Below are 22,786 nucleotides of genomic sequence, written 5' to 3'. Positions count from 1 at the left end.
TTATTTACCTGGCATCACCTGATAAGTCGGATCCTCCATAATATTAACGATAGCGATTCCCTCGGCATTTTTGAGTAAAGAGCGACAATCCTCACTGAGATGCCAAAGCTCTATCTTCTTCTGTTGTGCGGCATAACGCTCCGTGATTTTATTTAACGCATCCACAGCAGACATGTCCACTACCCTACTTTCCTTAAAATCCAAAATGACGCGATCGGGATCCTCAGAGATATCAAACTTATCCAAAAAATTAGCGGTAGATCCGAAAAAAAGAGGACCATATATTTCATAATGCTTTATACCATCTTGGTCGAGGTATTTTCTGGCCCGTATCCGTTTCGCATTATCCCAGGCAAAAACCAATGCCGACACAACGACACCAACAAGTACAGCTAAGGCCAAATTGTGCAATAACACTGTTATTCCAGCAACAAGAATACCAACGAAAATATCTGATTTCGGAAATTTATTGATGATACGGAAACTCACCCATTGAAAAGTTCCGATCGCAACCATCATCATCACCCCGACAAGTGCTGCCATTGGGATCTGCTCAATAAAAGGAGCACCGACCAGGATAATCACTAGGATTGTTATGGCCCCGATAAAAGCAGATAGTCGGGTCCGTGCACCGGCATTCAGATTCACCAACGTCTGGGCCACCATGGCACATCCCCCCATTCCACCAAAAAATCCATTAATCGCATTTGCTATCCCCTGCGCCATGGACTCACGATTTGCGTCCCCCTTGCTAGCTGTAATTTCATCAACCATATTAAGGGTTAAAAGAGACTCAACAAGCCCCACAGCAGCCATCACCAGGGAATATGGAAAGATCAATTGCAATGTCTCCCAATTCCAGGGAACATTGGGCAGATGAAAATGTGGCAGTGATCCGCTGACTGAAGCGATGTCCACGACCTTCTTGGTTTCAATGCCCAGCAGGGAAACCAGACCAAAAACGACTAAAATAGCGATTAACGAGGCAGGAATTGCTTTTGTCAGCCGAGGAAAACCGATCACAATCAACATCGTTAACAATGTAAGTCCACCCATAATATATAATGTCGACCCCGACATCCAGGCTGTGCCTGTTCCACTGCTCACTTTAAATTGGACAACCTGCGCCATGAAAATAATAATGGCCAATCCGTTCAAGAAACCATACATAACGGGCTGCGGAATCAGCCGAACAAATTTACCCCATTTAAAAAGACCGACCAAAAATTGCAATATACCTGCCAGGACCACAGCTGCGAAAAGGTAATCGATACCATGACTTGCTGCAAGCGCCATCAGAACGACAATAGTCGCACCGGCCCCACCAGATACCATACCCGGTCTTCCTCCCAAAACTGCCGTCACAAGCCCCATTAAAAAGGCCGCATAAAGCCCCGTCAGAGGAGGCAAGCCCGCTAATATTGCAAATGAAAGTGATTCCGGTATCATGGTCATGGCAACCGTCAAACCAGCAAATAGCTCATTCTTAAAATTGATGGATCGCACATTAAAAAATTCAAAGGTATTGTTCATATCAAAAATTAGTTGAACAGTAATAAAGCCCTGCAAAGGTAACAATCCGTACCGCAAATCAGCAAGCTATGCGCAGCTAAAACACAAAGAAATCACAATCCTAAAAACACTTTTAGCAACTATTTGTTATTCATTACAAGTTTTATTGCAAAACAGTATATTAACCCTTATGAAACAACATTTAGGTACATATCGCTCTATTTTATTTTTATTTATAAATCTATTTACTACCCTTTTTGGAACCTTGGGCTTTGCTAATTCCACAGCTAGCGGATCCACTTATACGAGTCAGTCTGTCGTACCATTTTCAATCTTAAATCCCTCATTGCTAACAGACAGCACGCAGCTAAAATCATCAACAGACAGTATAATTCCTATCGGCCCCAAAAAAAAAATGACGGATAGCATCACCGTATCGATGCAACAGACGAAATGGATTTCCGATCGGATCAATGCCAAATTACCCGATAGTATCGTAAATTATCAAAAGAAAAACTTTCTAAGGGCTGGAATCGAATGGTTTTCTATTCAGGCCATACCTGCCTCAGTCAATTATTTCATTCGGAAAGATCCTGTCTCCCATATTTCTTTCAAAAATTTCTTCAGTCATTTGAAGTTTTCCGCTTGGACTTGGGATGACAATCTCTTTGCTACGAATCAGATCGCGCACCCCTACCATGGTCAGTTCTATTTCAATTCATTTAGATCCAACAATTTTAGTTTCCTACAATCTACGCTTGCGACAGTCGCCGGAAGTTACATCTGGGAGACAGCAGGTGAGACAGAGCCACCTTCGATCAATGATATTATCAATACTAGTTTTGGCGGAACAATTCTCGGTGAGATGACTCATCGTCTTTCACACCATGTGCTCGCCAGGCCAAGCCTTACGAAAGGACAACGTAATAAAAAGGAAATTTTGGCAATGTTGATCAATCCGATGAATGGTTTAAATCGGCTGCTCGACGGCCGTTGGGGAAATACAACCAAAGGGGCCGTAGTTGACAGTTCTTCGGTCCATACTGAGGTGGAGTTGGGAATCCGCAGATTTGATGCCAAGGAGCATAATGTCCTGAGCCGGGGAAAGAATGACATCTACGCGCGCATTAAACTGATTTACAACAACGATGATGTCGATAAAAAGAAACCATTTGACGACTTCTTTCTAAATCTTGAGATTGGATCAGATGACAGCTCTATGGTCAATGCAGTTAATGTTTACGCTTCTCTCTATGGGAATCGAATATTATCCAATTTAACAGGCCGACATCGCGGTATCGTTTCTGCTCATTTTGACTTTTTGCGTAATGAAGCGTTCTATTATGGGTCACAAAGTATCAATTACAATATTTTTTCCAATTATAACATCAGTAAACGGACCAAGTTGACCACCATTCTGGGCGGTGGCCCAGTCGTACTGGCCGCAGTACCGGATCCCTATCTTCATTTTGGCGAAAGTCGTACCTACGATTATGGCCCTGGAGCAGATGTCCGGGCATCAGCAACACTAAGTACACTCAATCGCTTCAAATTTGGTATAGATTACCGGGGTGGATATTTCGTCACGATCAGTGGCAACAAATCTCACCACTATCTTCATACCGCATCCACCAGTGCATCTGTACGGATCTGGAAAAACTTTGGGGTCAACCTTTACTCCGGATATTTTAGACTTGAAGGCCATTACAAAGACCATAACAATGTCAATAAAGATTATCCTTTTATTCGTTTGGCTCTAGCCTACAACTCCGAATACTAAGACAAACCAAACGATTAGAAAAAAGACCTAACCTTCTTCCGGTTAGGTCTTCTTTTTAATTTGACCAATATTTTTTCATCGCCTCTTTCAAACGTGGGTCATACCCATAGATATCTGGATAAGAAACCATTTTACCCTCATCGTCAAGCCAGGTTGTATAATAAGTCAGGTATACAGGCATCTGACGTTTCAGTGTTACCCAACGCGACTTGGTGATAGAATCCGTTGTAATCTCTTTTGCAATCTTCTCAGCCTGCTTTTCATTATTGACCAAGTAACCGGCCAAATCTACAGGCTTCTCAACACGTACACAACCATGGCTCACAGCGCGGTTGGTCTGTCCAAACATTTGTTTGGCAGGTGTATCATGGAGATAGATCGAATAAGCATTTTCAAACAAAAATTTCACATTGCCCAACGAATTGTCTGAACCCGGATTTTGTTTAAAGCGGAATTTCTCCACCGAATCGGATTGCCAATTTACGGTACTGGGATCCACCTGCTTTCCTTTATAATATGCCACCATATTACGTGAAGCAAGATAGTTCGGATTGTTCCGTACACTTGCCAATAATTCTTTTTTCACAATACTACTTGGGATATTCCATACAGGGTTGACCTGCATGGCATCCAAGATGCCCTGCATGACCGGAGTTTCATGGTTTTCACCTTTACGGGTATATGCCGGATTATCGGTTTCGCCAACACATACATTCATCAATTGGCTGGTTTTTCCCTCTTCCATGATGTGTAGTCGTTGTTCAGGAATATTGACAAAAACATATTTCTCTGGGAAAGACTCCCCCATCCAACGTAATTTTTCAAGCACCATCAGTACTTTCGTTCTTTGCGCATTATCCAGATTGCCGTTTTGCAACAAATCCTGAAATTGAATGTAATACTGGTTTTTTGGCTGAATACCAGCCATTAATGGTCCAATCGCCACACTATCCAAGAGATGCACAACGCCAGCATAGTTCATACGTTTTTGAGGAACAAAATACCTTCCATACAAACGTTTTGGATTGATTACACCATATTTTATACTGCTTACATAAGCCACTAAGCCATCTGTCCCTAAAAGATCCAATTTGGCCAGAAGCGGATAAGATTCCGCTACATCCTTAGGCTTCAGTTTGCGCAGAGAAAATAAAGTTTCCTTGATCTCTGTTGTATGAAAGTAACTGCTACGAATCCCATGTTTTTCGCTTCGTTCAAAATAATTCAATAGCGTATCAATACTACCATCGAATAGATGGCCAGCGATTAAAGTCATCCCCTCGGTAGAGTCAGACAACTCTTTCATCCAACTCGGATTATGCAGTTTGGACTTCTGTTTACCATACACCTCATGGAATACCTTCAGATAGGCCGTCGTATCAAATTCTTTATAGGATTTTTGCTCAAAACCCTTTGCGAGCACATCGCCATAAGTCGGCGGATTCTCTTTACAGGAAAAAAATACAATTGAAACGAAGGAAATAAAAACTAAAATACGTAACATACAACAAATAATGAAAAAGAAATGGCTTCGCAATAATGAAGCCATTTTCTGATCACAAAGATAAATAATTCTTATTGGCAAACGAATTTTACCTGTCATTGAATCACTACAGAATGAATTACTGCTGTTTTTGCAGGAAATCTTCGAGGAGCTCGACCATCTCGGAGTTCCCCAAAAAAGCTGCCGTTCGTTGGTGTAATGTCTTTGGTTCAATATCTAAAATACGTTGATATCCATTGGTCGCTTTACCTCCGGCTTGTTCAATAATAAAAGCGATCGGATTACACTCATACATCAATCGCAGTTTACCATTTGGGTGGGCAGAGGTGGTTGGGTAAAGAAATATCCCTCCTTTCAATAGATTACGATGAATGTCGGCAACCATAGAACCAATATAACGTGACGCATAGGGGCGCTGGGTAGAAGCATCTTCCATTTGGCAGTATTTGATATATTGCTTAACGCCATTCGGAAATTTAGAATAGTTTCCCTCATTGATCGAATAAATATGGCCAGCTTCTGGAATCTTCATATCGGGATGTGATAGGCAGAATTCACCAATCGAAGGATCCAATGTAAAACCATTCACACCTTTTCCAGTGGTATAAACCAACATCGTTGAACTTCCATAAATTACATATCCTGCTGCAACCTGCTTGGTTCCATGTTGCAGGATATCATTGCTATTGCACGATACTCCGGTATCCGAAAGCCGACGGTAGATCGAAAAAATGGTACCTACAGAAACATTCACATCAATATTACTCGAACCATCCAGTGGATCTATACAAACAATATATTTTGCATTTTTAGAAACTCCAGACTGCATGTAAACTGGATTTTCATGTTCCTCAGAAGCAACCACGCAGCATTCTCCCCCACTTTGGAGCGCTTTAATAAATTGCTCATCAGCATACACATCCAGTTTTTTCTGCCCTTCCCCCTGAATATTGGTTTGACCTGCATCCCCCAGGATATCAACCAATCCAGCCTTATTGACTTCTCTATTAACAATTTTTGCTGCAATTCCGATATCACGCAAGAGTCTGGACAGCTCGCCTTTAGCGTATGGAAAATCGGCTTGTTTTTCAATAATAAATTGACCTAGTGTTGTTATACCACTCATAATAGTGTTTTATTGGATATTTGTTGCACAAAGCTAAAAAAGTAAAACAGATTTTAGCAAAGCCAAACCCCTGTTCAGCTAAACTTTAGCAGACGAAATGCGCAATCGATTGCGCATTTCCTTGAAAACTTTCATTTGCTAAAACGATTATCAACTACAAAAAGATAACAAAGCACAGCAAGAAGTAGATATCTTTTAAATATTACCAAATAAAAAAAAACTAAAAAATGATAAGTATTTGGTAATTTTGGCAAAACAGATTGATACAATGCAACAACTTATACAGCTCGTTGAAAAGGAAAAACTAGGTAGCCAACTTGTTACGCAACATACGTTGATTATTGACGACAAGCAGGTCAGCCATGGTGCACTTTTTTTCGTTAAAACAGCGCGTAAAACCTTTAAAATAATGGTTCCAGCACCTTTTCACGAAGCATTGTTAGCAGACAAACTAACTGTCCAGAGCTTAATGAAGCATCCAGAAGCCATGCTGCTCTCCTAGAAGCCGATTGTGGTCCCCAATACAGCTTAACTCATCCTTTATCCTCCCCGTCGCCACTCCTGTTTCGTTGGGTATTGTCACACTAAACAAATAGCCCACTTTGTTTGTTTATTTTAGGTGTGGTATCGAGATCATCGTTTATCCAACAGATTGATTTCCTTTCCGAAAGAATGGATATACGCTTTGAAATATTACAAATAAACAGTGTAAAAGTATAACATTACCCAAGCAATACCCCTTAAATTTATTGTACAACAAAATGCTATGCAATACCAATATAAACTTTCAGGCATGTCCTGTGACGGGTGTAGAACAACAATTGAGAATGCCATCAATCAGCTTCCTGAAGTTCAGGCTAAAGTTACGCTAGACCCACCGCTACTGACAATAGAATCTGCAAAAGAAATTTCGACGGAACAACTACAGGAAACCCTCGCTAAATTAGGTAATTATCATATTGACGAACTCAATAAACCTGTACATGAAACCCCCAATACGGAACAACCAAAGCTGTCTGCGTCAAGCAAGTACTATTGCCCCATGCACTGTGAAGGTGATAAAACCTACGATCAACCGGGAAGCTGTCCAGTTTGTGGGATGTACCTTGTACCGATGGAAAATATTGAAAACAAACATCATTATCCTGATCATAGGCACAGTGCGGACCAAGCTCCAACAGTTGTCGCACAGACAAAGATGGAACAGCAGCATAATCATGTTGGAACACAACATCAATCTGTAGCACAGGATCATAACCATCACCAACATGAATCGGTACAACATGGGCATGACCAGCATAAGCATGCTCACAACGACCATTCTGCCGCTGCAAAACCCAATCAACAGAAAGTGGGTTCAGCTGGAAAATACTACTGTCCCATGCATTGTGAGGGCGACAAGCTCTATGATCAACCGGGCAACTGCCCAGTTTGTGGGATGAACTTGGAGAAAGTCCCCGAATTAACCAAAAGCACACAATACAGCTGTCCGATGCACCCCGAAATTGTTCAGGATCATCCTGGAAGCTGCCCGATCTGTGGTATGGATCTTGTCCCTATCGCTGGAGGAAATGATACCGACGATGATAGGACCTATAGAGATCTCCGGATGAAACTGTGGCTATCCATCCTGTTTACAGTTCCGATATTTATACTATCCATGGGAGAAATGCTTCCCGGTAATCCGATCGGAAAAGTAATTCCACCGGATTGGTCAGGCTGGATACAATTATTTCTATCCCTGCCGGTGGTTTTCTACACCTGTTGGTCCTTTTTCCAACGCGGTTGGATTTCTTTTAAAACCTGGCGTCTGAATATGTTTAGCTTGATTGCCCTTGGCGCTGGCGCTGGGTTCGTATATAGTATTATTGGCCTGTTTTTTCCGCAGTTATTTCCGGCTGATCTAAAAAATCATCACGGATATATCGCATTATATTTTGAGTCTGTTACTGTTATCCTAACATTGGTTCTCCTTGGGCAGGTGATGGAAGCAAAAGCCCATTCCAAAACCAATTCAGCTATCAAAGAGCTCATTAAACTCAGCCCCTCTGACGCTACCCGGGTTGAAAATGGTGTCGACGTAAAAATTGGAGTCGATCAGATTAAGATCGGTGATACGCTGAAAGTAAAACCTGGAGATAAAATCCCTGTCGATGGACAGATTACAAATGGTACGACGAGCATTGATGAATCCATGCTGACAGGCGAACCCCTACCTGTCGAAAAGCAGGAAGGTGACAAAGTCAGTTCCGGAACCATCAACGGTGAACGAAGTTTTCTCATGAAAGCAGAACGTATTGGTTCAGACACCTTATTGGCTCAGATCATTCAGATGGTCAATGATGCCAGCAGAAGTAAAGCTCCAATCCAACGTCTCACAGATAAGGTATCTGAAATATTTGTTCCAATTGTGATCGTTATCGCTTTGTTGACATTCTTCGCCTGGTGGATCTGGGGTCCTGCGCCATCATTGGCTTATGGTTTCGCCAATGCATTGGCAGTGCTTATTGTTGCTTGTCCTTGTGCGCTTGGTCTGGCAACTCCGATGTCCGTCATGGTCGGTGTAGGCAAGGGAGCCAAAAATGGTATTTTGATCAAAGATGCCAGTGCATTAGAAAAAATGAACAAGGTTGATGTTGTATTAACAGACAAGACGGGAACAATCACTGAAGGTAAACCCACCGTTGATGACATTCAACCCACCGCTAAGAGCAGTATCAACGAAATATTATCATTAGCCGCCGCTCTCAATAGCAACAGCACCCACCCACTCGGCCAAGCTATTATTGATCGAGCAAAAAAGGAAGGAAACAAAATAGAACAACAGGTTGCAGACTTCGAAAACGTTGCCGGACAAGGTATCAAGGGACATATTAACGGCCAATTGATCGCCCTAGGTAATCAATTGTTGATGGAATCCGTGCAGGTGATCATCCCAAACGAAATACGAAAAGCTGTCGAGTCAGCCCAATCCAATGGCAAAACTGTTTCCTATCTCGCGAAAGGAAGTGATTTACTCGGCTACTTGAGCATCTCCGATCAGATCAAGACCTCTTCCAAACAGGCCATTCACTACCTGCTTCAGCACAATGTAGATGTAATTATGCTCACTGGAGACAATGCACACACGGCAAAATCCGTTGCCGAGCAGGTCGGTATCAAACATTTCAAAGCAAATGCATTACCGAAGGATAAATTACAGGAAATACATAAGCTACAAGAACAGGGACATATTGTGGCAATGGCTGGTGATGGTATTAACGATGCTCCCGCCCTTGCGCAAGCCGATATTGGCATTGCTATGGGCACAGGAACAGATGTAGCGATACAAAGTGCATCCCTGACCCTGCTACAGGGAGACCTAATAGGCATCGCCAAAGCCAAAATACTGAGTAAGAAACTACTCCGAAATATCAAAGAGAATTTAGGCTTTGCCTTTATCTATAATATTTTGGGCATTCCCTTGGCTGCAGGGCTTCTATATCCGAGCTTTGGCATCCTGTTATCACCAATGATAGCTGCTGCTGCAATGAGCTTTAGTTCCGTTTCGGTGATTTTAAACTCACTACGCTTAAACCGTGCGACAATAGAAGTAGATAAGAAGTAACAAAAAGAAAGGTGCTTGATAGCAACGAAAATAGATAATTAACTATATTCGCTATTCTTAATGACATATATTTATCATTATTTATTATGCGTAATATACTTTTAATACTTCTATCGGTTATCGTAACGCTAGTTTGTGTCAAAAACCCGCAAACGATCAATATTGATCTTTTTGTGGAGAGCAAAGTAGCATTATGGAAACTCCTATTGACATTTTTTGCGATGGGAGTACTCTTTGCCTTTCTCCTAAAAAGCGGTAAAAAGACGAAACAGCAGGAAAACACGGCGGTTTTTGATCAATCAGAAGACGACAATCAGGCCCCTAAGTCCGCATTATCCGATGAAGATCGCGATTTTTTGTCTTAGTGATAAAAAATAAATAGCTAAAAATGAAGGTTTAAACACATTAAACGCATTTTTATCACATAAATAGTTGCGAGGAATAAGGATTAACCCTATCTTTGCATCACTTCAAACAAGGAACGATAGTTCAAAAACAAAGAAGTAAGATTCCGTAGCTCAGCTGGTAGAGCAATACACTTTTAATGTATGGGTCCTGGGTTCGAATCCCAGCGGGATCACCAAAAGAAAAGCTAATCGCAAGATTAGCTTTTCTTGTTTAAATCGTATTAGGATTCGAAAGAAGGGTCTGCTGGGTTCGGGGTTTATTTATTAATCTCTATAGCTATTCCAGAATAAAACAGCAGTATTTCTTTGCTTATCCGTTGGTTATTTGTTACTATTTCTTTGCTTATTTATTGGTGATCCTTTGGTTATTTATTGCTTATTCTAGGCCATTTCTTCGAACTTTCTTGCTACTTTCTAGGGACCCGGCTTGCTTCTGCTTTGGTGTTTCTTTGGTATAATGGTAATAAAATAGGCTTCAAACGGCAAAGAAATAGCAAGCCAATTAGTATGTTGTCCCAAGCAAAGTGACAAGAATATCCGAATAGGCGGTCTTAAACATTGAAGAGAAGACTGAAAATAACAGTTCCAGTTTAGTTTTTCTGCCTGTCATTGCTTTTAAAGTCCGTGATGGTCTTTCCGTCATAACGATGCACCGCAGATCCAGATCCAAACCAAATGCTTCCATCATTAGCCTCCAATATTCCCAAAAAATCCATTCTTCCTCCCGACTTAATTTCGGTTACGGTGGGCACTTGATTGTACAAAGACTTTACATCATAACGTGAAAGTGCCCAGGCCTTCGGATTTATTTCACCGGTAGTCCAGATATTCCCCTTTTTATCTTCGACTATAGCATACGCCCCCCGTTGTGATACCTTAGTAAAGGTTTTGCCATCGTAGCGCCAAAGGCCATCAACGTCGCCGAACCAAATATTTCCCTTTTTATCTTCGATTATTGACCAAACGTTGCAAAAAGGTTTACCGTCCTTGTTTTTGAAAACGGTAAATTTCTTTCCCTCATAATAGCAGGCCTCACCTCTTGTACCAAACCATAATTTTCCGGTTTTGTCTTCCATGATAGCATTAATATCGTTATTGGGCAGTCCGTCTTTCGTTGTAAAATTCCGAAAGGACTTTCCCTCATAGCGGCTGGCGCCACCTTTAGTGCCAAACCAAATATTACCGGCTTTATCTTCATAAATATGAAGCGCTGAATTACTGCCAAGTCCATCCCTTGTCGTAAAATGCAGATAGGATTTGCCATTGTAATAATAAGCACCTGAGTCCTTACTAGCAAACCAAAGATTTCCTTTTCGATCCTCCAGAACATCCCAGAAGCTGGATAATCTGGGTGAAATTATTTCATTTGTCAGATTGGTAAAAGATGTCCCGTCGTACCGAAACACGCCTAAATAAGAAGCGATCAAAATATTTCCGTTCCGATCTTTCTTTACATTCCGAACCATACTCATAGGCACCTTGGAGGCAACTGCTTCTTTAAATTGAGACTCGGAGTAGTGTCCTTTACTAATATTATCTTGTGGTACATTTGTCTGGTTCTGTCCACAGGAGATGTTAAAAACCAAGAGTAATACGTATACGTGTAGCTGTTTCATAATTTATTTGTTTGATTTAATAGGTTAATAGCTGCAAAGTTCTTATAACTCTCCATGCAGTTGTGCTTTCCATTGTTCAGCAAACTTTAAAATATTTTTATTGTTCACATCCATTTGATGCAACAAATTTACTTTGGAATCTTTCAGTGAGGGGAATTTGGAAGGTAAATAAAAATGTAAACTTTGTAAATATATCGTAAATAGTATGTATGTCAGTAGCCTGCATAGCTTTCAGTATCGAGGACGGTGCTGTGTTACTTATCCTGTATTTGGTAATATTTATACCAAATTTGAGTGATGAAAATACACTTAACAATAAGATGAGTATATTGCCCATAGTAATCGACACCGTGATTGAAAGTACATGGGAATATTGGGACTGAGCCAATCCCGACAGGATCATAAAATAAACTGAAATATGAGAATTGCAATATTTGGAGCACACAAGGTTGGAAAAACAACATTGGCGGAAGAACTTATGGAAAACCTACTGGGGTATACGCTCGAACTAGAGCCATATTATCAATTGGAATTTTCAGGTTATGAATTTTCAGAAGTCCCCACTCCCAAGGATTTCATTGAACAATTTAATTGTTCAGCCAAGCTGATTTTAGAAAGTGGAGACGATGTAATCTTTGACCGATGTGTCATTGACATCTTAGCTTATCTTCATGTTCTTGATCCACATAGAAATGTCCAACATTTCTATGAAACAGCTCAGACACTTATTGCAGAAATTGATCTTTTTGTCTTTGTTCCTATTGAAGAGCCGGATCTGATACCAAACCATCAGATAGAACTGTCAAAAATTAGAAACCAGGTTGATCATGTAATCCGTGATTGGATTGAAGATTTTGGAATACCTGTGATTGAAGTATATGGTACATTATCAGAACGAAGACATCAGGTAATGGCTAGAATTTCATCATAGCATATAAACTATTGCCGATCAGCGATTTAAATTTTGAATATCTATTATAAACAGTTTAAGCGCGGTTCCTTAAAACTTGCGAAAGGAAAACTCTATTCGAAATTGTTTTTTCGCTCAATAGTATCAGAGATCAATTGTTCTTAATAAGCATATTTAAACCTTTAAAAAATGTAGGGAACTGCGTGTCCATGTGATCGAGATTAGAATAGATATCAAAAACCAGGTTTTCTCGCCCTATATTTTTGTAAAGCGTATCAGCAATCGCCTCAAGCCTTAAACCAGTTGGGTCATCTGTGTTTTCAATTCCCCCATAAGTGATATAAACTTTCCTGGAATGAGCAGATTTTTTTGGGTACTGTTTGGTCAGAGAGAGCAGGTAATAATCGTTATAATGAAGAGAGGGACTGGCAGCAATAAATTTATTTATCTTACTAACCGGAGCGCTTGATCCTTTTAAAAACGAATATAAAGTAAAATATCCCCCAAGGGAATGTCCGTAAAGTATGACATTTGTACTATCTATTCGATAAGATTTGGAAATCCGTTCATAAAGTTCCTTCTCAATAAAACTCAAAAATTGATCAGCACCGCCACTTGTACTCATTTCATATTCCGCTTTCGCTGTTGGATAGGTGTAGTCACGCTGCCGCAATGAATCCATTGCAGGAATATCTTTATAGCCGATCCCCACAAGTATAGTCTGGGGAGCTAAGCCTACATTCGCATAATCCCGGAGCGCTTGGGCAAATGTATCAAAGTATAGATTTGCATCTAAAAGGAATACGACAGGATATTTATTTCCCGAAGTACCGTATTCCTCAGGCAAGCTAACCTTGATATCGAAATCATCTTTGACATTAACAGAGGTCATCTTAAAGGAATCTATTAACGATCTTTTCTCGACCGAGTCAGCCTTTGGGGACTGGCAACCCATCAATATCAAAAAAGACGAAATAATTAAATAAGCGAAAGTACCTTTCATAGTATGTTTATTTTTGCTTAGCTTAAAAATACCTGTTCCGCTTATATATCACAGTTTATTTAACACTACTTAACCAAATAATTACCAGGAATTTAACAGCTATAAAACCTGAAGTTGATCATTACATAAAAAACTCAATACTAAGCGTATGTAGATTACTTACTCATTTCGGAAGCCTGTTTCTCCCGTCGGATCTGTAAAATAATTGCTTTTTTTACCACACATTTTTTATCAAAGACATCAACAGGATATATTTCTTAGGTATTAAGCACAATAGAAGCATGTCCACCGTACAATGTATGAAATACTAAAGTAATACTTAGTCAATACTTGATCGATACTTAATGTATACTTTAAGTGTGTTTCTCCTGTGCTTCACTGCCGGCTAGAAAACCCCTGATTTCATGGATATTAAATCAATCAATATTGCTGTATTTTTGATATATTAGAAAAAACACAACCAAATGCGTTTCATTTTCATATTTCTTTTTTCATTGCTAAGTACCTTTACTTATGCGCAGACGAGCCCCATAACCAAAAGCTTATCCTACCCCGAATTAATCCCGGTGTTGGTGAACGATAGTCTATATGGTTATTGTGATAGTGTTCTTGACATAAAATTGTCGCCGGTGTATGAAAGGGCAGAACTATTTGAAGAAGATTTTAATTTCCAGATTTTCCATGTCAACAAACCCGAAATTGTCAAGTATGGATCAGCTGAATATGCTTGGGTTCAACGCCATGGTGAGCGTTATCGTATCGACAAAAATGGTGATCCGGTTTATAAGTATGATGCAGCAGATTTTAAAACTGGAGAAACACTCATTCAGCTCTTTAAAAATTCCACATCACATACGATAAATAAGGTGGATGATACAACCCTATTTCAACAAATAAAGAACAATCAAACGGGTCAAATCGCTTTCCCTGACGATCAATCCATTACTGACTTTAAAGAAAAAAATAAAATATTTATTGACGAAGGAATCCGATTGATTTATTATCCTAAATTCACAGAAATGCCATATACCTACTTTTCCGATGAACAAACGCTACTCCAGGGAATAAAAAATAAAGAGACAGGTGAAATCATGATCAAAGCACAATATGCCTCTATTGAAGAATACTACAATAATCCCTTACGTGTACATCAGTACCCCTTGTTTGTCGCATTTCGTAGGGATCTTAATAAATACATATACGTAGGACTCAACGGAACTGAGTATGTACTATACTCAGCTCAAATAGAATAAAGACATAAATTCGTATTCTAAAAAAGCTGGATGCCCCTTCGAATTTCAATTCATTAAAAAGTCGCCAAAACAATAGGTTGCTATAATATCTAACCATGTTGCTATAAAAGAAATTTTTCACGGTACACTAAGCCCTATTTTCGTGAAAAATTCACAATATGCTCAAATCATTACCCTTTTTATTACTTTCTATTTCACTTGGCAGCAGCGCTGCCCTTGCCCAAAAGCGTTATACATTATCCGGAACAATCACCGACGTATCAACAGGAGAAACACTTATTGGTGCTTCGGTCAAACTACGCGAACTTCCCCAATCTGGAAGTTCCAGTAATTCTTATGGTTTCTATTCCATAGCTGCCCCCGAAGGAAGGTATCTACTCTCTACCTCCTATGTAGGATACAATACCCGTATTGACACGATAGAATTAAACAGGGATCAAGCCCTTAATCTCACGCTGCGATCACAGACCTTACTGGATGAGGTTGTCATCTCATCCAACAGACGTAATAATAAAAATGTTTCCTCGCCACAAATGGGGGTTGAAAAACTCAATATGAACCAGATCAATCAGCTTCCGGTAGTTTTGGGAGAACGCGATATTTTAAAAAGCATCACATTAATGCCGGGAATTAAAACCTCCGGCGAAGGAAATACAGGTTTCTATGTCCGTGGTGGTGGTGCCGATCAAAATTTAATTTTACTGGATGAAGCCACCGTCTATAATGCCACTCACCTACTCGGTTTCTTTTCTACGTTCAATTCAGATGCCATCAAAGATGTCAGTATCTATAAAGGTGGTATGCCTGCTGAATATGGAGGACGGCTGTCATCGGTGCTCGATGTAAAAATGAATGAAGGTAATAATAAGAAAACCACTGTTCAGGGTGGTATTGGATTAATTGCTTCCCGCATTAAAGTAGAGGGTCCGCTGGTTAAAGACAAAGGCTCATTTATGTTATCCGCCCGTCGTACCTATATGGATCTTTTTATGAAAGCCTCCTCGGATACAACAATTAATAAAAGTACGCTTTACTTTTATGACATCAATGCGAAGGTTAACTATAGATTCAACGATAAAAATGCGATCTATCTATCCGGATATTTTGGTAAAGATGTATTGGGGCTCCAGGATATTTTCGGCACCAACTGGGGGAATGCAACCGGAACCCTACGGTTCAACCATATCTTCAGCAATAAATTATTCTCAAACACATCACTTGTCTATAGCAAGTTTAACTATGTCATCGAAGGCTTGGACCGCAACGATGGCTTTAAGGCAACGTCTAAGATTACCGATCTAAATTTTAAACAGGATTTCCAATATTATGCAAGTTCTGACCATGCGCTAAAATTTGGATTGCACGTTACTCGACATGATATTGCTCCGGGTGATATTACAACAACAGCCAGTTCCAGTTTCAACGATAAACATGTCGAACATCGCTTTGGTTACGAAATGGCGACCTATGCCAGTGACGACTGGAAGGTAAACGACAAACTGAATATGGCCTATGGCCTGCGCTTAAGCTCGATGTTGCTGGTTGGTCCAGGAACCTTTAGTACTTATGACGCAGCGGGTAACACCATTGGCTCACAACATTACAAATCCGGAGAGCTAGTACAGCATTATCTCAATTTAGAGCCTCGTTTTAGTGTAAGTTATTTACTCAATGAACAACAGTCCATCAAAGCTTCGTACAATAGAAATACACAAAATATTCACCTATTGACAAACTCCACAAGCGCCAGTCCGACGGATCTCTATGTAATGAGTAGTAAGAATATCAAGCCCGAAATTGCTGATCAGTTCTCCACGGGTTATTTCAGAAACTTTAAAGATAATCTATATGAGTTCTCCGTGGAGGTCTATTACAAAAATCTACAAAATCAAATCGATTATAAAGATGCCGCGCAATTGCTTGTCAACCAAGACGTCGAATCCCAACTGGTTTATGGTGTAGGGCGAGCCTATGGTGTCGAATTATTTCTGAAGAAAAAATATGGCCGTTTTAATGGCTGGGTGGGTTATACCTGGTCTAAAACCGAACGCAAATTTGATGAGATCAACGCAGGAAAGTACTTTCCGGCAACACAGGACCGTACCCATGATGTATCTATTGTCGGTATCTATAAGCTCAATGAAAATTGGACTTTCTCCAGTAATTTCGTTTATGGAACAGGAAGGGCTGTCACTTACCCAACGGGAAAATACACAGTCGGTGGCAATACTACCTTCTCTTATTCGGAGCGGAATGCTTATCGTATGCCCGCATCACATCGCTTGGATATTGCCGCCACCTTTGAAGGAAAACCGGGGAAACGTTATCAGTCAAGCTGGACATTTGGCATTTACAATGTCTATGGGCATAAGGATCCTTACAGAATCTCATTTAGAGATAGTAAAACCGTTGCCAACGCAACAGAGGCTGTCCAAACAAGTATTTTTGGTATCCCTATCCCCTCGTTTACCTGGAATTTTAAATTTTAATCCCAATTACTAAAAACATAAAATACCCTTATTCAAAAAAACACATGCATTGATGAAATGGGTATTTACCAAGACTTTTAGAGACAAACCGAGCATAGCAAGCTCATAAAATATTTATATATGAAACATATTATTGTTATCTCCAGTATCATTATCCTTTCGGCCTTCATTTCATCCTGTGAGAAAGTCATCGATATTCAGGTCAATGATGAAGTTGGTCGATTAGTTATTGAAGGCATCATCAATAACACAACAACGGAACAAGAAATAAAACTGAGCCGAAATGCAGCCTTCTCTGGCGGCAACAATTACCCCGCAGTAAGCGGAGCAACGATCGTGGTAAGCGATCAGAATCAGAACGAATATACATTCGTGGAGACCGAAGCTGGAACATACAAAGCACAACAATTGACTGGAATCCCGGGGGAGACATACACAATGGAAGTACGCGTTGATCAAGATAAATATCAGGCTACTTCGCAAATGCCACAAATCGTTTCACTGGACTCTATTGCTGTCGAAAAACCAAAATTTGGTGATAAGGAAAAACGGAATATTAAAGTCTTTTATAAGGATCCGGCCGATCAAATCAATCAGTATAGATTTATCGTTTTTCTAAACGACAAGCAATTGAAAGATATTTATGCCGTCAACGACGACTTCAACAATGGGAATGATATCAATTTAACATTGCGTCCAGATGATGTCGATATATTCCCCGGAGATCGTATTCGTGTAGAAATGCTCTGTGTAGATAAAACCGTGTACAACTACTGGTATAGCCTGATGCAGCAATCGGCCAATTCGGGTGTGACACCAAGTAATCCACCTACTAATATTAGCCCGGCGACACTCGGCTATTTTAGTGCGCATACCTTCTCGACCAAAAGCATACAGGTCGATTAATTGAATACATTGTAACAGCGAGGAGATGATGCTGAACGACATTATCTCCTCGCTACTAAATTAAGCAAATAGCCCATTACAGTCTACCTTTTACCGATTAATGGTTTGCTTTTTTATACGTTCCAAAAGATCATCTTTAAAACTTGCCCCCAAAGGCATCTCAAAGCCTGCGATTGTCACCCAATGGTTGTCTACACTCTCTACTTTATTTAGGTTGACCACAAAGGATTTATTGATCCGCACAAAGTCTGAATTGGGCAATTGATTGAATATCGTTTTTATGTTCATTGCCACCATTAATTTTTTATCTTTTGTATGGATCATCACATAATCTTTCATGGCTTCAATGTACTGAATTTCATTTAGCTCCAAGCGAAAAAGCTTACGGTCAGCCTTTACAAAAATATGATCAGTAGGCGATACAACACCTTTTTCCGGAACCTTTTGTTGAAAATGGCTGACGGCTTTATCCAAAGCCTTCTTTAACCGATCCTCAGCAATAGGTTTTAACAAGTAATCCAACGCATTCAGTTCATAGCTTTCCAATGCATAATTGGGATAAGCCGTTGTAAATATAATCTGTATATGGGCGGGGATAAATTGAGCAAAATCCCAACCGCTTTCTTCTGGTAGATTGATATCCAAAAAAATCAAGTCAAGGAGCTGATCCTCCATCACCATACGGGCATCTTCCGTATTGCCATACATGCCGAGGCATTCCAAAAAATCGTAACCTTTCAATAATTTTACCAGCCCCCTTCTCGCCAAAGGTTCATCTTCAATCACAATGTATTTAATACTTAGCTTGTCCATAGTCTTATTACGTTTCCATCGGAATACTTAAAAACACCTTATACCTATCATCGAAATCATCAATTTGCAAATTATAGCTATTCGGATACAAAATTTCTAATCGTTTTTGGATATTACTCAATCCGAGACCACCATATGCAGCAGCCTGTATTTTTCTTTTCTTCGGATTAACACAGGTAAAACAAATGCGGTCAGCTTGAATTGAAAACGCAATCTGCACATGTTGCCCTCCTTCCATCGCCTGATGTGCACTATGTTTAACAACATTTTCAACAAAAGGAATAAATAGAAATGGTGGAACATGCAGTTGTTCCATCTGTTGGTCAATAGTAAAATCGACAACAAATTTATCCCTGCGAATGTCCTCCATAAAGAGAATATTTTTCAAAACAGCAATTTCTTTTCCTAGCTCGATCGAATCTCCCTTTGACAGATAAAGTTGATTTCTCAGCACATCACTTAATTTAAGCAGTACCTTGGAAGCTAATTTGGGGTTTTCATCAATCAGGAAATTGATATTATTGAGCGTATTAAACAAAAAATGGGGATTAATTTGGCTTTTGAGCTGCTCCAATTGAATCGTCAGCGTATTATTCTCAAATTCTTTAAATCGAATGAGGTTAACAATCCATACCTTAAATAGCTTCATGCTACTGACTGCAGCTATAAATATGGTCAATAAAATAACGATGATCAAATAATCTTCCCAATCTAGATAGGATCGATCCGGCTTTTGGATAAACCGCAATTCCTGTCGCTCCAAATACATCAACACTAAAAAAATAAATGTATAAGCGACAAGAAGACTCCCCGCATAAGCTAAAAACCGACTTCTCAGTACAAATGCAGGGATTAGGATATAATGATTGATGTAAAAAAGACTCAATAAAATTGTAATGGACAGCAAAGTCTCGAAAAGACGCCACAGGCTACTCGTAGGATCTACTTCCGCCTTCTTGCTTGGCAAAAAATGAATACCAACAATCACTCCGATCAACAAACAATGGCGAATCCAACGATATTTTTTATCGACAACAAAATCTATAAAAAGACTATTTTCGTAACCGATGATTACCTGTGAATTTTTCATGTTAGTGATCTGTCAAAAGATATGTATCCAATACTATCCACAGCCAGCTTAATTGCATTCCATCTTCTATACACCATTTTCTAGTATTTTAACTATTTTCCTTTGCATCAATATACCTAAAGCACTAATAACCAAACAAAGCGATAAAACCTTATTAAACTGACCATTAACTACAAAAAAAACAACACTATAATCAAGACGAAAAAGCAGCTAATAAGGCTATACTGCAATTGTATGAAAGGTTTAAAAATAGCCATATCTATCAACATTTCAAAATGTGTTTTTACGCTACTACATGCAAAATTTTACAGGTTGGATTTCCTATGGATCAAATTTTTCCCTGCAGAACGATCAAGTACATGTCACAATATATATTTCAGTAACTTTAGCCATTGAATACCGGTATCAACACGTCAATAAAAAATCACATTCAGAGAAATTAATAATGGAAAAACTGCTAATCGAAATGAACAAATATTTCCCATTAAGCGAGCAAACAATTGAAGCGTTGAAAAAGATCTGTCAGCCCAAAAGCTATAAGAAAAATGAATTGATCTTGCGTGCTGGCGACTATGCAAAATATTATTATTTTGTTTATAGTGGCTTATTGGGCTATTACAAACTGGATCCCGAAGGCGATATCATTTACAAATTATTTTTTGAAGAAAACAGCTTTTGCGCATCCACAGCAGCTATCATTGAAGAAAAACCTAGTAATTTTACTATTGTAGCGCTTGAAGATGTACAGCTTATTCAATATTCTGCCAGGCTTTTCCGTGAATTGGTAGCACAACATCACGACTTAGCGCTCTTCCAGATCGCCTACCTGGAAAAAAACTGGGTCGTAAAAAAAGAACCTCTTGAAATCAACCTGAAATGGGAATCAGCCAAAGAACGTTATCTTGAATTGTATCAGAATCAGGCTCTCTTTAAGCGGCTCAAACAACACCATATCGCCTCCTATCTTGGTGTCACTCCTACCCAGTTGAGCCGTATTCGTAAAGAATTAAAACAATAATTCCGTCAACATTTGTACATGTTTTCTAACGATATCCTTGAGAATTTTGCAGTGTAACAATAAATTCTTAAGCAATGAAAATAGTATTCACCCTTCTTTTCCTGGCACTCTTCCTTTCGGTAGATGCACAGCATATCGTCCATCAGCAAGTCTACAGCACCAAGATGCACAAAAATATTGATGCCATCATTGTGACACCTGAAATCCAGGAAGGTGTTCGCTATAGAACCGTTTATATTCTACATGGTTATAGTGGCAATCCCACAAGAGCTATCGAACAGGATATTCCAGCTCTTTCCCAAAAGGCGGCGGCTTTCCAAACGATTTATGTTATTCCAGATGGAAATTATAACTCTTGGTATGTGGATAGCCCGGTTGATACACAGCTACAGTACACAACATTTATCGCAGAGGAACTGGTTGGCTATATCGATCACAACTACCCCACACAAGCAAATAAAACTTCGCGAGGTTTGCTCGGATGGAGTATGGGCGGATATGGTGCATTACATATCGGTGTTGCCTATCCCCAGGTCTTTTCTATTGTCGGAAGCTCCTGTGGTGCCATTGACTTTAATCGCTTTGGGAAAGGATATCAAGGCTACCAAGTGAACAGGGTGCTTGGGGAACTAAAAGATTTGTCTCCAAGTTTTCGGATCTATAACAATGTGGATAAAATGGCCCATAGCGGGCAACATTATATTTTGGATTGTGGAACCGAAGATGTCCAAATGCTGGAGATGAACCGATCGCTACACCAGCAGTTAACTGCACAAAATATTGATCATCTTTATATCGAGTCTCCGGGTGGACACGATACCGCATATTGGAGCAAATCTCTAGCCAATCAATTGGTCTTATTTCATCAGTATTTTGGCTATGAAGGATTATAAATCTATTCTCTACGTCGCCGCTGGTGCTTGCAGCTACGGCCTATTAGCGACCATAGTCAAATTCGCCAATCAACTGGATATCCATACCGGTGTATTGACCTTCTTACAATTCTTTATCGGCTTTCTATTTCTACTGGTTTTCAATTATTTTTCCCAATCAAAAAAAACAGTACCACAACCACCAAGCTTTGCTGCAAAATTAAAACTAATTGCCTGGGGAACATCCCTGGGCCTGACCTCAACGTTGTATTACCTTGCCATACAATATATCCCTGTATCTGTAGGAATTATTCTACTCATGCAATCTATTTGGATAAGTCTAATCGCCGAAGCGTTGATCAGGAAACAAATTCCCTCAGGAGCAAAGATTATGGGAGTCCTTATTGTACTATTGGGAACAGCTCTTTCAACCAATATCTTTCAGGAAACAAAGATCTTGGACGGTAGAGGTCTTTTATTAGGATTCGGTGCCGGTATCAGTTATGCCGTTGCCATTTTTTCGTCCAGCAATATCGCCAATCAGCTGCCGAGTCCTGTTCGAAGCCAGTTTTTGGTACTTGGAGGACTTCTCCTGATTATAGTTTTCTGGAATGTACATATCGTCCAACAAATGACACTACGTGCCCTACCCTGGGGATTGATCATTGCTTTGTTTGGTACAATTTTACCACCACTATTCTTTACCCGAGGAATCCCTAAGACCGGTATCGCTTTGGGAAATATCATCTCAAGCCTGGAGATTCCAGTCTCTACCATCTCCGCAGTTTTATTACTCCATGAGGCTGTTTCCGGAATTCAGTGGGCAGGTATATTACTTATCCTAGTCGCAGTTACCGTTATCAATCTCCGAAATTAAATA

At 39.8% G+C, this 22,786-nt stretch carries 18 protein-coding genes and 1 tRNA gene; 12 read left to right on the top strand and 7 right to left on the bottom strand.

What is annotated here, in order from left to right; genetic code table 11:
• A complete protein-coding gene (locus M2408_RS08545) occupies positions 1–1,533 on the bottom strand; it encodes a SulP family inorganic anion transporter (RefSeq protein ID WP_259180836.1) in 1,533 nt (510 codons plus the stop codon).
• Positions 1,534–1,702: 169 nt separating this feature from the next.
• Between M2408_RS08545 and M2408_RS08540 the strand changes: the two genes are divergently transcribed.
• A complete protein-coding gene (locus M2408_RS08540; RefSeq protein ID WP_259180833.1) occupies positions 1,703–3,292 on the top strand; it encodes a DUF3943 domain-containing protein in 1,590 nt (529 codons plus the stop codon).
• A gap of 55 nt (positions 3,293–3,347) precedes the next feature.
• On the opposite strand, the gene M2408_RS08535 is transcribed toward M2408_RS08540, so the two are convergent.
• Together M2408_RS08535 and fbp are read right to left on the bottom strand one after the other, a co-directional pair.
• Positions 3,348–4,796 (bottom strand): L,D-transpeptidase family protein, encoded by a 1,449-nt coding sequence (locus M2408_RS08535; RefSeq protein ID WP_259180830.1) that lies wholly within the window; start codon positions 4,794–4,796, stop codon positions 3,348–3,350.
• A gap of 118 nt (positions 4,797–4,914) precedes the next feature.
• Complete coding sequence (fbp, locus tag M2408_RS08530; protein ID WP_120256995.1) at positions 4,915–5,922, bottom strand: class 1 fructose-bisphosphatase; 1,008 nt, start codon at positions 5,920–5,922, stop codon at positions 4,915–4,917.
• 268 nt (positions 5,923–6,190) lie between these two features.
• Here fbp and M2408_RS08525 point away from each other — a divergent pair, with 268 nt between their 5' ends.
• The 4 genes from M2408_RS08525 to M2408_RS08510 all read left to right on the top strand — a co-directional run bounded on the left by M2408_RS08525 (position 6,191) and on the right by M2408_RS08510 (position 10,112).
• Positions 6,191–6,424: a hypothetical protein gene (locus tag M2408_RS08525; protein ID WP_259180823.1), complete on the top strand. Its 234-nt coding sequence runs from the start codon at positions 6,191–6,193 to the stop codon at positions 6,422–6,424.
• 264 nt (positions 6,425–6,688) lie between these two features.
• Positions 6,689–9,529 carry a heavy metal translocating P-type ATPase gene (locus tag M2408_RS08520; RefSeq protein ID WP_259180821.1) on the top strand — a complete coding sequence of 947 codons (2,841 nt, stop codon included), beginning with the start codon at positions 6,689–6,691 and terminating at the stop codon, positions 9,527–9,529.
• Between the two features lie 86 nt (positions 9,530–9,615).
• Positions 9,616–9,894, top strand: coding sequence for a hypothetical protein (locus M2408_RS08515; protein ID WP_259180819.1), 279 nt, complete (start codon positions 9,616–9,618; stop codon positions 9,892–9,894).
• Positions 9,895–10,036: 142 nt separating this feature from the next.
• Positions 10,037–10,112, top strand: a tRNA-Lys gene (locus M2408_RS08510).
• Between the two features lie 414 nt (positions 10,113–10,526).
• On the opposite strand, the gene M2408_RS08505 is transcribed toward M2408_RS08510, so the two are convergent.
• Positions 10,527–11,552 (bottom strand): two-component regulator propeller domain-containing protein, encoded by a 1,026-nt coding sequence (locus tag M2408_RS08505; RefSeq protein ID WP_259180818.1) that lies wholly within the window; start codon positions 11,550–11,552, stop codon positions 10,527–10,529.
• Between the two features lie 418 nt (positions 11,553–11,970).
• On the opposite strand from M2408_RS08505, the gene M2408_RS08500 reads away from it, so the two are divergent.
• A complete protein-coding gene (locus M2408_RS08500; RefSeq protein WP_259180816.1) occupies positions 11,971–12,483 on the top strand; it encodes an ATP-binding protein in 513 nt (170 codons plus the stop codon).
• Between the two features lie 130 nt (positions 12,484–12,613).
• On the opposite strand, the gene M2408_RS08495 is transcribed toward M2408_RS08500, so the two are convergent.
• On the bottom strand, positions 12,614–13,465 hold the full coding sequence (locus tag M2408_RS08495; protein WP_259180814.1) for an alpha/beta hydrolase: 852 nt from the start codon (positions 13,463–13,465) through the stop codon (positions 12,614–12,616).
• Positions 13,466–13,929: 464 nt separating this feature from the next.
• Between M2408_RS08495 and M2408_RS08490 the strand changes: the two genes are divergently transcribed.
• The 3 genes from M2408_RS08490 (at position 13,930) to M2408_RS08480 (ending at position 18,113) form a co-directional block, all read left to right on the top strand.
• The gene (locus M2408_RS08490; protein WP_259180812.1) at positions 13,930–14,718 is read left to right on the top strand and encodes a hypothetical protein; all 789 of its coding nucleotides are present in this window, start codon (positions 13,930–13,932) and stop codon (positions 14,716–14,718) included.
• A gap of 158 nt (positions 14,719–14,876) precedes the next feature.
• Positions 14,877–17,207, top strand: a complete 2,331-nt coding sequence (locus tag M2408_RS08485; protein WP_259180811.1) for a TonB-dependent receptor — start codon at positions 14,877–14,879, stop codon at positions 17,205–17,207.
• Positions 17,208–17,327: 120 nt separating this feature from the next.
• Positions 17,328–18,113, top strand: coding sequence for a DUF4249 domain-containing protein (locus M2408_RS08480; RefSeq protein ID WP_259180809.1), 786 nt, complete (start codon positions 17,328–17,330; stop codon positions 18,111–18,113).
• A gap of 90 nt (positions 18,114–18,203) precedes the next feature.
• Here M2408_RS08480 and M2408_RS08475 read toward each other — a convergent pair whose 3' ends face one another.
• Both M2408_RS08475 and M2408_RS08470 read right to left on the bottom strand, forming a co-directional pair.
• Entirely contained in the window at positions 18,204–18,926 is a 723-nt protein-coding gene (locus tag M2408_RS08475; RefSeq protein ID WP_259180807.1) for a LytTR family DNA-binding domain-containing protein, read from the bottom strand.
• 7 nt (positions 18,927–18,933) lie between these two features.
• Positions 18,934–20,016, bottom strand: coding sequence for a sensor histidine kinase (locus tag M2408_RS08470; protein WP_259180805.1), 1,083 nt, complete (start codon positions 20,014–20,016; stop codon positions 18,934–18,936).
• Positions 20,017–20,482: 466 nt separating this feature from the next.
• On the opposite strand from M2408_RS08470, the gene M2408_RS08465 reads away from it, so the two are divergent.
• From M2408_RS08465 to M2408_RS08455, 3 genes are all read left to right on the top strand, one after another.
• Positions 20,483–21,034, top strand: coding sequence for a Crp/Fnr family transcriptional regulator (locus M2408_RS08465; RefSeq protein WP_259180804.1), 552 nt, complete (start codon positions 20,483–20,485; stop codon positions 21,032–21,034).
• 74 nt (positions 21,035–21,108) lie between these two features.
• On the top strand, positions 21,109–21,927 hold the full coding sequence (locus tag M2408_RS08460) for an alpha/beta hydrolase family protein (RefSeq protein WP_259180802.1): 819 nt from the start codon (positions 21,109–21,111) through the stop codon (positions 21,925–21,927).
• Entirely contained in the window at positions 21,914–22,783 is an 870-nt protein-coding gene (locus tag M2408_RS08455; RefSeq protein WP_259180800.1) for a DMT family transporter, read from the top strand. The genes M2408_RS08460 and M2408_RS08455 overlap by 14 nt, the downstream gene beginning before the upstream one ends.
• Positions 22,784–22,786: the final 3 nt, after the last annotated feature.

The sequence above is a fragment of the Sphingobacterium sp. BIGb0165 genome (assembly GCF_024810095.1).
Lineage (GTDB): Bacteria > Bacteroidota > Bacteroidia > Sphingobacteriales > Sphingobacteriaceae > Sphingobacterium > Sphingobacterium detergens.
This window is presented reverse-complemented; position numbering and strand designations above follow the sequence as displayed.

Excerpts from the sequence above, each read along its gene's own strand:
- M2408_RS08545 (WP_259180836.1), bottom strand. The coding sequence starts at position 1,533 with ATGAACAATACCTTTGAATTTTTTAATGTGCGATCCATCAATTTTAAG.
- M2408_RS08540 (WP_259180833.1), top strand. The coding sequence starts at position 1,703 with ATGAAACAACATTTAGGTACATATCGCTCTATTTTATTTTTATTTATA.
- M2408_RS08535 (WP_259180830.1), bottom strand. The coding sequence starts at position 4,796 with ATGTTACGTATTTTAGTTTTTATTTCCTTCGTTTCAATTGTATTTTTT.
- fbp (WP_120256995.1), bottom strand. The coding sequence starts at position 5,922 with ATGAGTGGTATAACAACACTAGGTCAATTTATTATTGAAAAACAAGCC.
- M2408_RS08525 (WP_259180823.1), top strand. The coding sequence starts at position 6,191 with ATGCAACAACTTATACAGCTCGTTGAAAAGGAAAAACTAGGTAGCCAA.
- M2408_RS08520 (WP_259180821.1), top strand. The coding sequence starts at position 6,689 with ATGCAATACCAATATAAACTTTCAGGCATGTCCTGTGACGGGTGTAGA.
- M2408_RS08515 (WP_259180819.1), top strand. The coding sequence starts at position 9,616 with ATGCGTAATATACTTTTAATACTTCTATCGGTTATCGTAACGCTAGTT.
- M2408_RS08505 (WP_259180818.1), bottom strand. The coding sequence starts at position 11,552 with ATGAAACAGCTACACGTATACGTATTACTCTTGGTTTTTAACATCTCC.
- M2408_RS08500 (WP_259180816.1), top strand. The coding sequence starts at position 11,971 with ATGAGAATTGCAATATTTGGAGCACACAAGGTTGGAAAAACAACATTG.
- M2408_RS08495 (WP_259180814.1), bottom strand. The coding sequence starts at position 13,465 with ATGAAAGGTACTTTCGCTTATTTAATTATTTCGTCTTTTTTGATATTG.
- M2408_RS08490 (WP_259180812.1), top strand. The coding sequence starts at position 13,930 with ATGCGTTTCATTTTCATATTTCTTTTTTCATTGCTAAGTACCTTTACT.
- M2408_RS08485 (WP_259180811.1), top strand. The coding sequence starts at position 14,877 with ATGCTCAAATCATTACCCTTTTTATTACTTTCTATTTCACTTGGCAGC.
- M2408_RS08480 (WP_259180809.1), top strand. The coding sequence starts at position 17,328 with ATGAAACATATTATTGTTATCTCCAGTATCATTATCCTTTCGGCCTTC.
- M2408_RS08475 (WP_259180807.1), bottom strand. The coding sequence starts at position 18,926 with ATGGACAAGCTAAGTATTAAATACATTGTGATTGAAGATGAACCTTTG.
- M2408_RS08470 (WP_259180805.1), bottom strand. The coding sequence starts at position 20,016 with ATGAAAAATTCACAGGTAATCATCGGTTACGAAAATAGTCTTTTTATA.
- M2408_RS08465 (WP_259180804.1), top strand. The coding sequence starts at position 20,483 with ATGAACAAATATTTCCCATTAAGCGAGCAAACAATTGAAGCGTTGAAA.
- M2408_RS08460 (WP_259180802.1), top strand. The coding sequence starts at position 21,109 with ATGAAAATAGTATTCACCCTTCTTTTCCTGGCACTCTTCCTTTCGGTA.
- M2408_RS08455 (WP_259180800.1), top strand. The coding sequence starts at position 21,914 with ATGAAGGATTATAAATCTATTCTCTACGTCGCCGCTGGTGCTTGCAGC.